The organism is Bellilinea sp., from assembly GCF_053501535.1.
The window spans coordinates 89,784-102,656 of the sequence record NZ_JBRCOK010000048.1; the positions used below are offsets into that span (position 1 = coordinate 89,784).

A 12,873-nucleotide genomic window follows, 5' to 3' on the forward strand; every position below is an offset into this window, starting at 1 on the left:
TATAATCACAGAGGAATTTAGCAGGAAGCCAACCGATATGAATGTTGAAGATCAACTTGATTTATACCTGAGAGCGCGTTTCACCTTACTGGTATTTGTCACCCCCGAAGAAGAGCGCCTTCTCACCACGATTCAACGGGTTTGTGAGCAAACCCAGCGCCGGCTTCTCAGCTGGGATGCCGCCGATGGGTTTCAACTGCTTGCAGGCAGCGGCAGTCCGCCCTCAGCGCGTGACCCCCTTACGGCGCTGGAACAAATTGAAAGTGCCGATCCAGCTGTTCCAGCTTTGTTCGTACTCAAAGATTTTCATGAGATTTGGAACAATCCGCAAATCAAACGCAAGTTAAGAAACATCAGCCAGCGATTGAAGTTTTCCAAAAAATCAATTCTGATTACCTCGCTTACGGTAAAGATCCCGGATGAGCTCAAAGACGATGCAGTACTGGTAGATTTCCCACTGCCAACTTTCAGCGAACTGGAAGAAGTCCTCAACCGCCTGATTCAGACCCCCGGTGTAAAAGTCAACCTTACGCCTTTAGGAAAAGAAAAGCTGGTGCAGGCAGCCATTGGCTTGACCGCTGCTCAGGCTCAGCGGGTCTTTGCCAAATCCATCGTTAAAGACGGTTTGCTGGATGACCGGGACATTGATCTGGTCACGGAAGAAAAGAAACAAATTATCCGCGAAAGTGAAGCCCTGGAATTTTTTGCAGTCACCGAAACACCTGACGATGTCGGCGGTTTAGAGGTGCTGAAAAACTGGTTGAGATTGCGCGAACGCGCCTTTTCTCAGGAGGCGCGCGCCTACGGTTTACCTGCTCCAAAAGGAATTGGCTTGATTGGCATCCCCGGCACAGGTAAAAGTCTGACCGCCAAAATGATTGGTGGTTTGTGGCGCTTACCCTTATTACGCCTGGATGTTGGTTCGTTGTTCGGTAGTCTGGTAGGTGAATCGGAAGAACGTACCCGCCGCGCGCTGAAATTGGCTGAAACTGTTTCTCCCTGTGTGGTCTGGATCGACGAGATGGAGAAGGCACTGGCCCACGGCGGTTTAGACAGTGGCACAAGTACGCGCGTTTTTGGCACAATTTTGACGTGGATGCAGGAAAAAACCGCCCCATGTTTTGTTGTTGCCACTGCTAATGATATTTCCAGCCTCCCGCCGGAGCTGCTCCGTCGCGGCCGCTTCGATGAAATCTTCTTCCTTGATCTTCCAACATTTGAAGAACGACGTGAAATCTTCGCCGTTCATCTGCGCAAACGCGCTCGCCTTCCGCTGGATTACGATCTTGACCTTCTGGCAGAAGCCGCCAGCGGTTACGTGGGCTCGGAAATTGAACAGGCCGTCATTGATGCAATGTATATCGGTTTCAACGATGGTCAACGGGAATTTACCACAGAAGATATTCTGTACGCGCTTAAGCGTCAGGTACCACTTTCAGTTTCTCAACGCGAAAACATTACCATGCTGCGCAACTGGCTGCGAGAAGGCCGTGCTCAATCAGCCTCTTTCCAAAAAACAGAGGATGCCGAACATCAATTCGTCCCCATTCAACTGGATATCCGTTCAGCAGGTTAGGCTTTTCAGAGTAAATCGGGATGGAATATTCCAGTTTAGGAATTGATTTTGGTACCTCCAACACACTGATCGCTGGTTGGGATGAACAATCCCAACTCATATCTCTTATTCCCATCCCCACTTACAGCCGCCTGGTGGTGCAAGGTACAGATGAGGTACCGCTCATCCCTTCCCTGATCCACTATTCGTCAGACGGGCGCATCTGGATCGGTCAACAGGTGCGTGAACATGCTTCCCCTGCCTCACGGCGAACGCTGCGCTGGATGAAACAATATATTGTCAACCGCAGCCCTATTCGCATTCAGCTGGACAATCATAATATAACCCCCGCCCAGGCTGCCCAGGATTTTCTCACAGCCATTTTTGCATTTTTACGTGCAGAACATGGAGTCCGACCTGATAAAGTTGCCTTCAGCGCACCGGTTGAGTCCTTTGAAGATTACAACTACTGGTTGAATACCCTGGCCGAATCGAACCGCTTGAACAATTTCGTTCTGATTGACGAACCAATCGCCGCAGCCGTGGGTTACGGTCTTTCTGTTCAACCCGGCAGTGTTTTTTTGATTTTTGATTTTGGCGGCGGAACAATGCACGCCGCTATGGTGATCATGCAAAACGAATCCCTGGTCGGCGGCAAACCTTTATGCCGCGTTTTAGGCAAAGCCGGTAAAAACATTGGCGGTATGCGGATTGACCAATGGCTTTATCAGGAACTGCTCAAGCGCTTCGACTTGTCTGAAGATCACCCTGTGGTAAGACAATCCAGCAATCAAATCTTATCTGCCTGCGAAAGATTAAAGGAATCCCTCTCCATCCATGAGAAATCCTCAACCGGAGATCTTCAATTAGGTAACGGCGCCACCATTAATCTTTCGGTCAACAGGGATGAATTTGAAACAATCCTTATTCAAAACCATCTTTTCACCGAAATTGACCACTTGCTACGCAATGTTCTCAATCAGGCAAAGGAAAAGGGTTATTCCGAAGATCAAATCCAATCGGTATTAATGATTGGCGGCAGCAGCTTGATTCCCTCGGTACAGCAACATTTACAACACTTTTTTGGCTCACAGCGGGTTGAGTTGAACCGCCCGCTGGATGCAGTCGCCCGGGGTGCCGCACTTTTTGCGGCTGGGGCAGGTATTCTCGATCACATCCGCCACGATTATGCAATCCGCTACCTTGATCCAAGCACCCGCCAGTACGCCTTTCATAAAATCGTTCCCAGCGGCACACCCTATCCCACCACTGAACCTATAGCCAGACTGACAATCAAGGCCTCTCATAATGGCCAGCAAAAACTGGGAATGTCTATTTTTGAAGTTCGGGATCATCAGCAAAGCAGTTTTTCTCAGGAAAATATTGAGCTGATCTTCGATCCACAAGGTTGCGCACGGATTGTTGAGCTGCCTGTCCGGCAAGTTCAAGAACGCGCTTATTTTTATGTCAATGAACATTCGCCGACATTCCTGACCGCTAATCCCCCTGCTGAAGCGAATATCCCTCGCTTTGAAGTGGCTTTTCACATCGACTCACAAAAAAGATTGACCATTACCGCCCGCGATTTGCAGACCGGGATTACCATATTGGAAAACCAGCCCGTCATCCGCTTGACCTGAGGAATCCAGACATGTCGCATATTTCAAAACTTAAGACAGAATGGGTAGATGCGGAAATTCTCATGCTTGCTTTGCGCGACCTTGGATATGAAGTTGAACAAGGAGACCTGACCATTACTTCTTTGCGCGGTGAAAAGATGGGAGTGGAAATTAAAATCCGCCCGCTGTTAAGCAGTGAAATTGGTTTCCGAAAACATCATGGTAAATTTGAAATGGTTGCTGATTGGTTTGGTGTACTCGGCGTTAAGCGTCAGACCCTCGTCCGTCAGATCAACCAGCGATATGCGTATCACGCCGCTCGTCAAAAACTGGAAGAGCAGGGCTTTTATCTCGTCGAAGAAAAAGACGAGGCTGGTAAAATTCACTTATTAATGCGGCGGATGGGATAACGGTGATTCCATGGATATTCAAGAAGTTGAGTTGACAATTCACCCCAACGGGCAGGTTGAAATCAGCGTTCGCGGTGTAAAGGGAACCACCTGTCTGGAAATCACCCAATCTCTTGAAGCAGCGCTTGGCAACCATCTGGTTGAGCGCAAGTTAACTGCTGAAAGTCAGGATACCACCTCTGACAACAGCAATTTCCTTCCACCCGTGGAAATCAAAGGATAGTCCGCTTGGAAAATTCGCTGCGTGTTCATCATTTTGAACCCCTCAGTTATTCCAACGGCCCCGGCAGACGGGCTGTCCTCTGGCTGCAGGGTTGCACTTTAAATTGTAGGGGCTGTTTCAACCCCTCCACCCATACCATTTCTGGCGGAAAACCAGTTCTTATAAGTGAACTTCTAAAAAAGTTATTGCGTATTCACCCCAAAATTGAGGGGCTGACCATCAGCGGCGGAGAACCCTTACAACAGCTTAAACCGCTGCTGAGTTTTCTGACACAAATCCGGAATGAAACAAGTCTTTCCATCGTCGTGTTTAGCGGTTTTACATTTGAGGAAATCCGCGCCATGCCCCAGTCAGATCGGTTGATTTACCTGGTGGATGTGCTTATCGCCGGCCGGTACGACCATACGGTTCCCTCAAGCAATCCATGGATTGGATCAGGCAATAAAACGATTCATTTCTTTACTTCGCGCTATTCCATGAATGATCTCCAAAGTGTTCCCTCTGCCGAAGTAATTATCCAACCCAACGGAGAAATCATTTCAAGCGGAATCCATCCACTCGTTCTGCGATAAACATGAATGACCAGCCTTTTCTGGAAGATTTTCGTCGCACGCTCCATTCGATCAGCGAGATTCCGGCGCTCCCCAAAGAGATACTGATACGGTTGATCCATAGGGGAATCATTCGCGAGCTGCTCTCTTACCCCAACCCGCATAGCATTGCCCTGCTTGAGGATGTTTGTATTACCGCTCCAATTCCCGAAATTCGCGAAGATGCCCTGAATGCCCTCTTTCAGTTAAGCCGCGAGAATCTATCAGACGCGGTTCTAGGGTTGTACCGCCTCGCAGTAGAAGGTAATCATTCCGGGGCCATTTCTTTTCTCCAAAAACATCCGTTGACTTCCCCTCAGCCCGAGCTTCAAGCGGCATTTTCGTTTATGTACCTCACCGATGATGACTATGCGCAATTCGACAAAGACTTCACGCGGTTAGCCGACTATTTTTTCCACCTGGCCCAGCCTTCCACCCGGCTGAAAATCATCCAATCTGCCAACTCTTCTTTCAAACACAGACTTTCCAATTTGCTGAATGCGCTGTGGCTGGATCAGGAAGAAAAGAGCGACTTTCTCGTCAGGTTCTATCCCCAATCCTCACAAATCGAAAAGCGATTAATCCTGCAACAATTAACTATCCTCGCCGATTCGGGAAACACTGCTGCTCAAAACACGCTTTGTCGGTTGGTAATCAGTTATGATGACCCTGCCGCGCGAGAAATCTGTCTTCAGCGGAACTACTCGCCTTTTCTACCCGCCGAAAAAGCCCTGTTCTACTTTCTATCCAGCCAGTGGGAGCAGTACGAAACATACGACTTCACTCATCACTGGCTGTTGGAAGCTTACTCATCTGCCAGCCCATCTTTACGCCAAAAAGTCCTGGCGCATGCCCGCACAACGGGTCAAATTGGGTGGTTATCCAATCTTTCCAATTACCGGCCCGCCTTGATGATCTGGGAGTTAAGCCCGTCAGATTGGGAGAAAATCCGGATAACTATTCTTTCCAATCCGCGGGATAATTCCTGGGTGCGCCTTTTGAATTATGCTCCTCTTTACTGGGCAGCCTGGCTGCTCGCTCAATTGACCGCCGCACCGGACGTTTTCAGCTCAGAACCGGAATTGAGCGAGATTGCACAACAAGCGAAAGGATGTCTGCCTCAACCGCTGCCCTTCCCTTCAAGAACTGTTCTTCAATCCCCTGCCGGCAGCAATACCTGTTTGGCAGTTTCACCATTTGGGACCGAAGTAGCATTTGGCAGTCTAGAATCCTCAATTCAATTGCTCAGTCTGATCACACTTGAATGGCAAAAACCCCTGCTCAGTCCAACGGCTCCGACACGTGTGCTTGCTTACGATCCACAGGCAACTTATCTTGTCTGCGCTGGTGGCGATCAACGCATTCGCATTTTTCGTCGTCAGGACTACGCCCTGGTAAAAACTCTGGAAGGACATCAAGGCCAGATCAGGTCCATCATTTTCCAATCGGACGGACGAAGGGTTCATTCAGCTGGTTTTGACGGCAGAATTTTCTCGTGGCACTTCCCCAGTGGTTTGACCTCTCAACCCCCTATCGAAACTGGACAAGAGATTTTTTCACTGACCATTTCCCCGGATAATCAATTATTGATTTATTCCAGTGCCAATCGCACCTGCAATTTCTTCCCCATGAGTGGTGGTCAACCAATTCATTCAATTTCTGAAATGGATGGGGTTCCTCTTGCCTTAGCAGTCAATTCCCGCCAGAAACTGGCGATTGCCTCTCGTTCTGCGACGATTCAACAATTCAGTCTATCCACCTATCAGCCGCTTACTCCAGGCCGCTCCACGGGCTCGCCTTTGAACCATCTCATCTATCATCCCACTGTACCACTGCTTTTTGGTATGGAAATTAGCGGCAAAATAAATGCCCGGCACGAAACGGACCTGGAAGTCATCCTGGAAAGCGAACTCCACACCCAACCAGCCTCTGGACTTGGCCTCACTCCTGATGGAAACCTGCTCATCAGTTCCAGCACGGATGGCAAAGTAGTAATATGGGATTTACAGCCTTTCCTTTTGTACTTTCAACCCATTCAAAGCGACCTGCATGAATGGATTGAAAAAATTACCGGCTGGCTGAAAATGGATATGCCAATTTCTAGCCGCCAATGGTTGGAGTTTGCCCTGCAATTGTTGCATTGGCGCGCGCGTTTTGATATTCAAATCGGTGAAGCTGAGCCGCTCCAAATTGGTGAATTTGACATTTTGTTGTAAAAAACTTTAATGGGGAAGAGTATAATGGGGTTTTGGTTGAATTGAACCCTTTGGATCATCCATTGTGAACCTCAAAAAGTTATTTTCAAATCCTACAGAACTGGACAGGATACAATCAAAGAATTTCACCAATGTACAAATAGACGCCATTGGTGTTGGACTGGCGAACGCAGCTGCGCCATTTTTACCGGTTTTTCTTACCCGTTTGGGGGCAACCTCTTACGAAATTGGTCTATTGACATCCATGCCAGCCCTGGCAGGCTTGATTCTGGCAATACCCATGGGGCAATTTTTACAAAATCAAAAAAAGATTATCCCATGGTTCAGTCTTGCCCGTTTGGGCGTCATCATGAGTTACGCTCTCACCGGCATTCTGGCTTTTCTGCTTCAGGGTCAGCCACTGATTACCGGCATTCTCCTCGTTTGGGCGTTGGCTACAATTCCACAAACCTTATTGAACATCTCCTTTTCGGTGGTCATGAATGCTGTGGCAGGCCCCAATTTGCGTTACGAATTAATGACCCGGCGTTGGTCAATTCTGGGAGTTACTACTGCCATAGCGGTTTTCATCATCGGACAATTTTTAGACCGTATAGCATTCCCAACCAACTTTCAGGTCATCTTTATTTTTCTTTCAATTGGTGGATTAATCAGTTACTATTTTTCTTCTCACATCAACCTGCCCGATTTTCAAAAACCAAACACACAGGGGAAAAGGCCACTTCGAGAAACCCTCAAAGAATATCGCATCCTCTTGAGTGGTGAAAAACCATTTCAATCTTTTGTGATTAAGCGCTTTGTATTCCTCTCAGGAGCAGCCTTGACCTTACCTCTCTTTCCGCTTTATTTTGTGCGGGAAGTGCAGGCCAGTAACAGTTGGATTGCCACGATCAATATGGCTCAGACGGCGATTGTCATCGTGGGTTACTTTTTCTGGACTCAACAATCCCGTCGGCGCGGTTCACGAAATGTACTGCTCTGGACCACCTTAGGAGCAGCGCTCTATCCAATCCTCGTAGCCAGTACACATAATGTGGTTCTTATCACCTTATTCGCCGGGATCAACGGCATTTTTCAGGCCGGTTTAAATCTGGTCTTTTTCGACGAGCTGATGAAAACCGTCCCAACCGAATACAGCGCCACATTTGTTTCAATCGCTCAAGGTCTCCAATATATATCATCCATCCTTTCACCCCTGATTGGCACACTGATCGCAGACCTTGCCGGGCTCAGCATTGCGCTGGTAGTCGGCGGAGCCTTGCAACTCATCGGTTTTGTCATGTTCTGGCGTAACCGCCAGTTGATCTTTATTCGCAATCAACCTTCCCCGGCTGGATGAGTCAACCAACTCAAGACCTAACTGACCCACTCAACCGGCAAGTGATCAACTCGATTGACAAAGACAATATAGGTGCCCTCATTATCCACTTCAATGCAGGTCACCCCCGTGTTGTTCATCACAAACCAGCCCTGATAGGGAGAAGCCACCCCCAGCAGTTCCGTCATAAAATAATTGAAAAACGCACCATGACTGACCATCACCACCACGTCGGCCGTATTGCGGTGGCGTTCCATCAACCGGTGAATGGTTCGTTTGGCGCGGAAGTGAGCATGTTCGTCCGTTTCGAAAGGTGCGTTATACCAGCCTTCCTGATCAACATTCTCCACAAACTTCAAGCGCGGAAAAGCGCTTTGTAATTCGGTCGGTTTCTTACCGGGCAGACCGATGTTGAGATCCGTTTCGGGATCTTTGAGATAAACACCACCGACTTCGTGCAAATCCCGCCATCCCAGGATTTTTAAGTCCAATTTTTCTGCAATGGGCTGTGCAGTTTGAAGAGAACGCCACATCAGGCTGCTGTAAAGGTGAATACTATCTGGTTTATGGATTTGAGGGTCACCCTCTCTGGACAGATATCGCTCGAAATGATTGCATAATGCCAGCGATTGTTTTATCCCCAATTCCGTCAGCGTTGGATCGCTGGAACGCCCATCACTGCTGCCGGTTTGTTCCCATAATAAGTTATTGGTTGATTGAGCATGTCGAATAAACAGAATACGCATTATTTCGCTTTCCTTTTTCGATTGGTGGAGGGTGTGCCTATTTGGTATATAATTCACAGATAATTTTGGAACATCGCTTTATTATACCGTTCAAAAAATCTTGTTTATGGTTCATCAAGGTTTCTGGAATCATCAATCTCTGACCATCAGCGTCAAAGGAAACTGCCTCACCATCAGTATGGGGAGCAGGGAGGTATTCAGTTATGACCTCGCGGGTCGCCTGTGGACAGCGCTGGTAGATGAAATTTCCTATCGGCGTGGTCTGGATGGCAAAATTGTTGCCAAATGGCAGACTGGTGAGAAAACCCGCCAGCGTCGTTGGCTTACCCCACCTGAATCGGCTGATCTAATTGAACGCGGTCATGCTCTCCTCTGCAAGCTGACGAGCGACTTACGCTCTCAAAAAATTGTTCTCAACCCACCGCTAAACGACAAGGGCTGGCGCGATTTACAAACCGCTGCCGCCTTCGACAACACCGCCGCTGAAGCCGATGCACTCGGCTATTTCCGGGTTTACAAACCGATCGGCATTCTTCCACCCGATCAATATATCTCGGTTGTTTTACAGGCAACCGAAGGCTGCTCCTTTAATACCTGCACCTTTTGCGATTTCTACCGCGATCGTCCTTTCCGAATAAAACGAGTTGATGAATTTCGAGAACATATCCGTGCAGTAAAAGCATTTTTGGGGGAAGGCCTCAGTTTGCGCCGCACCATCTTCCTGGGCGATGCCAACGCGCTTGTCATTCCAATGCCACGCTTGATCAGCCTTATGGAAGTAATTCATGAGGAACTGGATGTGGAAAAACTGGGCGGCATTTTTGCATTTCTGGATGGTTTTAGCGGGGAGCGCAAAACCCCACAGGATTTTTCACGCCTGGCTGAATTGGGTCTGAAACGGATTTACATTGGCATGGAATCCGGACATGAACCGCTGCTTAAATTCTTACGCAAACCCGGCACGCCGCAGGATGTATTACAAGCCGTTCGCAACATCAAAGCAGGCGGTGTGGCGGTCGGAATCATCGTGCTGCTGGGAGCAGGTGGTGAAACTTATGCACAAGCCCATATTCAAGATACAATCCGGTTAATCAACGCAATGCCACTGGACATGGAAGATTTGATTTACTTCTCCGAGCTGGTCGAAAATGAAAACCTCCCCTATGTTCAAACGGCTTACCAGAATTCCCTTCAACCCTTAAGTGCAGAAAAGCGTATTCAACAGGGCGAAGCGATTGAAAACAATTTGGTTTTCGGGAAAAAAGGCACTCCGCACATCAGCCGCTATGACATCCGTGAATTTGTCTACTGAATCGATTTACCGGGGTGAGATTACGGTCATTTTCCATGGCGCTTTGACCGATTTCTTTAAATCCAAATCGGAATCTTGCACCATCCAATTTCAACTGCGCGAAAAGACCTCCCTCAAGCACATTATTGAAGCCCTGGGTGTGCCACACCCCGAAGTTGGGAAAATCCTTGTCAACCAGCAAGAAGCGGACTTGACCTTTCATCCCCTACCTGGCGACCTGATCCACATTTACCCCGGTCAACTGGATCAGCAAACCTCCACCGACAATTGCCCAAAATTCATACTGGACAACCACTTGGGTAAATTGACGGCATATTTACGCTTGCTGGGTATTGATGCCGGTTACAATCCCAAATTTGAAGATGCCGATATTGCTCAAATTGCCGCCGAACAGGGTCGCATCGTCTTGACCCGTGATCGCGGCTTATTGAAGAGAAAAGTGATTCAGCGGGGTTATTGCGTGCGGGCGGACAACCCACTTTCCCAGTTAGACGAGGTCACTCGCCAATTTCAACTTGCGTCCTATTTCAAACCCTTCACCCGTTGCCCGCGCTGCAACGGCCTCTTAGAACGGGTAGCAAAAGAGGCAATCCTTCAACATTTGCTGCCATTAACCCGCCAGTACTATAACGAGTTCAGCCGTTGTTCGCAGTGTGGTCAAATCTACTGGAAAGGCTCTCACTACGATCGCATCAAACCGATTATCCAACGCTTTGCCATCATCAACAACGAGGAAAAATGAATTTTACATTCCCGGTTGGAAAACTACCCCCTGAATTTTTACAGCAACTGATTAACACTCTCCCCACTCAATCCGAGCGGGTCATCGTCGGCCCCGGCATTGGTCTGGATTGTGCGGTGGTTGAGTTTGGTGAACGCTGTCTGGTCTTTAAGAGCGAACCGATCACATTTGCAACCCGCCAGATCGGCTGGTATGCCGTACAAATTGCCGCGAATGATATTGCCACAACTGGAGCACGTCCGCAATGGATGCTGCTTACCCTGCTGCTTCCGGAGAATAAAACCAGCCCTTCAATGGTCAAAGAAATTGCCGAAGAGGTGAGTGAAACCTGCCGTCAAATGGGAATTGTGCTGATCGGCGGACATACCGAAGTAACCAGCGGCTTGGATCGGCCAATTTTGGTTTCCACTTTGATTGCAGAAACTACCCGCGAAAAGGTCATTACTCCCTTAGGCGCTAAACCCGGCGATGTCCTGATTTTAACCAAAGGCATCCCCATCGAGGCTACCGCCCTGCTGGCAAAAGAATTTCCCGAGCGGCTGCAAGGCATCCTCAGCGAATTTGAAGTTGATCAAGCTCAAAATTTTCTTAAAGAACCCGGCATTTCGGTAAGCCGCGATGCAGAAATTGCGGTCAAAGCAGGAGAAGTCCATGCCATGCACGACCCGACCGAGGGCGGGCTGGCAACCGCCCTCTGGGAACTGGCATATGCCAGTCAGAAAACTCTGGTCATTGATCCCTCTGAAATATTTATCCCTCAACTTTCCCGTAAAGTTTGCAATATTTTTGGGCTAGATCCCATGGGTAGCATCGCATCAGGAGCACTCCTCATTGCCGCTTCCGCCGAATCGGGTCTGGAAATTATCAAAGCCTTGCGGAAAGAGAGCATTAACGCTTCCGTCATCGGCGAAATCGAAAGTGGTCAGCCAGCCGTTTATCAAATCACCGAACATGGCCGGCAACTGCTGACCAAATTTACCCGCGATGAGATTGCACGAGTATATGAAACTGTCTAAATAATCGGGAGTTATTCAGAACATGGGCTTTATCCTGTCGGTCATTTTCGGCTTCTTACCCATGCTGGTTTTTGCCTTCTTTGTTTACTGGCTTGACCGTTACGAGAAAGAACCCCGCCACCTGTTGGGTGGGGCTTTCGTGTGGGGAGCTGTCGTTGCAGCTGGTTTTGCCTTTTTGATCAACACCTTGCTTGGAGCAGGAATTTTTATCTTAACCGGCTCAGAGCTGATTGCCCAACAAACCACCGGTTCGCTGATCGCCCCAATCATTGAAGAATCCCTCAAAGGGATGGCCGTGCTGATCGTCTTTTTCTTTTACCGCAAAGAGTTTGACTCCATTTTAGATGGAATTGTGTATGCAGGAATTACAGCGTTGGGTTTTGCCGCCACAGAAAATACCTACTATATTTTTAATTACGGGTATCTCGAAAGCGGGTATACCGGTTTATTAACCCTGGTCTTTATCAGGGTGATTCTGGTAGGCTGGCAACATCCATTCTACACCGCATTTTTTGGCATCGGTTTGGCAATTGGCCGCCTTTCACCGCACCGCTTCAAAAGATTGTTGTTCCCCACAGGTGGTTTGTTACTTTCAATTGCTTTACACAGTATCCATAATACCATCCCCTCGATCATTCCTGGTATTGCCGGCATTGTGATCGGAACATTATTTGACTGGACGGGCTGGCTCGGCTTGGGAATTTTCATCCTGTATGTCATTTATCACGAGAAAAAGTTAATTCAATCGGAATTGAAAGAAGAGGTGCAATTGGGCATCATTTCTTTGGAACAGTATCTTAATTCGTCCTCAAATATTGCCCGCTTCAAAACACTTCTAAATCATTTCGGTAAACCATCATTCCCCACAATTGCTCATTTTTATCAATTGTGTGCCGAACTCGCCCATAAAAAACATCAATTTCGCCGATTGGGGGATGAAGAAGGCAACCTCAAAATCATCGCTCAGTTGCGCGGTGAACTGGCACAATTAAGCCCGCTGGTGGGTTAATTCAAAATCTTGCCCGCCGCCGAAAGCGTGGTAAAATCTAGGCACATTGGAATAACAGATTTTTGCGCCCGTAGTGAAGTGGATATCACATTACCCTCCGGAGGTAAGAGCCCGAGT

The 12,873-nt window shown here is 48.3% G+C and carries 12 protein-coding genes; 11 read left to right on the forward strand and 1 reads right to left on the reverse strand.

Features of this window, described 5'->3' with window-relative positions; genetic code table 11:
• The first annotated feature begins 37 nt into the window (after positions 1-37).
• The 7 genes from ACWIZX_RS05690 (at position 38) to ACWIZX_RS05720 (ending at position 7,952) form a co-directional block, all read left to right on the forward strand.
• Positions 38-1,576, forward strand: a complete 1,539-nt coding sequence (locus ACWIZX_RS05690) for an AAA family ATPase (RefSeq protein WP_448335092.1) — start codon at positions 38-40, stop codon at positions 1,574-1,576.
• A 20-nt stretch (positions 1,577-1,596) separates the two neighbouring features.
• Positions 1,597-3,195, forward strand: a complete 1,599-nt coding sequence (locus ACWIZX_RS05695) for an Hsp70 family protein (RefSeq protein WP_448335093.1) — start codon at positions 1,597-1,599, stop codon at positions 3,193-3,195.
• A gap of 11 nt (positions 3,196-3,206) precedes the next feature.
• Positions 3,207-3,584 carry a DUF1257 domain-containing protein gene (locus tag ACWIZX_RS05700; protein WP_322793796.1) on the forward strand — a complete coding sequence of 126 codons (378 nt, stop codon included), beginning with the start codon at positions 3,207-3,209 and terminating at the stop codon, positions 3,582-3,584.
• 10 nt (positions 3,585-3,594) lie between these two features.
• The gene (locus ACWIZX_RS05705) at positions 3,595-3,807 is read left to right on the forward strand and encodes a DUF2997 domain-containing protein (protein WP_322793795.1); all 213 of its coding nucleotides are present in this window, start codon (positions 3,595-3,597) and stop codon (positions 3,805-3,807) included.
• 5 nt (positions 3,808-3,812) lie between these two features.
• Positions 3,813-4,379, forward strand: a complete 567-nt coding sequence (locus ACWIZX_RS05710; protein WP_322793794.1) for a 4Fe-4S single cluster domain-containing protein — start codon at positions 3,813-3,815, stop codon at positions 4,377-4,379.
• A 2-nt stretch (positions 4,380-4,381) separates the two neighbouring features.
• Entirely contained in the window at positions 4,382-6,613 is a 2,232-nt protein-coding gene (locus ACWIZX_RS05715) for a WD40 repeat domain-containing protein (RefSeq protein WP_448335094.1), read from the forward strand.
• A 64-nt stretch (positions 6,614-6,677) separates the two neighbouring features.
• Positions 6,678-7,952 carry an MFS transporter gene (locus ACWIZX_RS05720; protein ID WP_322793792.1) on the forward strand — a complete coding sequence of 425 codons (1,275 nt, stop codon included), beginning with the start codon at positions 6,678-6,680 and terminating at the stop codon, positions 7,950-7,952.
• A 17-nt stretch (positions 7,953-7,969) separates the two neighbouring features.
• Here the strand turns inward: ACWIZX_RS05720 and ACWIZX_RS05725 are convergent, their stop codons facing one another.
• Positions 7,970-8,677: a histidine phosphatase family protein gene (locus ACWIZX_RS05725; RefSeq protein ID WP_448335095.1), complete on the reverse strand. Its 708-nt coding sequence runs from the start codon at positions 8,675-8,677 to the stop codon at positions 7,970-7,972.
• 106 nt (positions 8,678-8,783) lie between these two features.
• Here ACWIZX_RS05725 and ACWIZX_RS05730 point away from each other — a divergent pair, with 106 nt between their 5' ends.
• From ACWIZX_RS05730 to ACWIZX_RS05745, 4 genes are read left to right on the forward strand one after another with little or no spacing between them, the layout of a single operon-like run.
• Positions 8,784-9,989, forward strand: a complete 1,206-nt coding sequence (locus ACWIZX_RS05730; protein WP_448335096.1) for a radical SAM protein — start codon at positions 8,784-8,786, stop codon at positions 9,987-9,989.
• Complete coding sequence (locus ACWIZX_RS05735; RefSeq protein ID WP_322793789.1) at positions 9,979-10,731, forward strand: Mut7-C RNAse domain-containing protein; 753 nt, start codon at positions 9,979-9,981, stop codon at positions 10,729-10,731. The genes ACWIZX_RS05730 and ACWIZX_RS05735 overlap by 11 nt, the downstream gene beginning before the upstream one ends.
• Positions 10,728-11,747 carry an AIR synthase family protein gene (locus ACWIZX_RS05740; RefSeq protein ID WP_448335097.1) on the forward strand — a complete coding sequence of 340 codons (1,020 nt, stop codon included), beginning with the start codon at positions 10,728-10,730 and terminating at the stop codon, positions 11,745-11,747. Before ACWIZX_RS05735 ends, ACWIZX_RS05740 begins: the two co-directional genes overlap by 4 nt.
• Positions 11,748-11,769: 22 nt before the next feature.
• Positions 11,770-12,756 (forward strand): PrsW family intramembrane metalloprotease, encoded by a 987-nt coding sequence (locus tag ACWIZX_RS05745; RefSeq protein ID WP_322793787.1) that lies wholly within the window; start codon positions 11,770-11,772, stop codon positions 12,754-12,756.
• Positions 12,757-12,873: the final 117 nt, after the last annotated feature.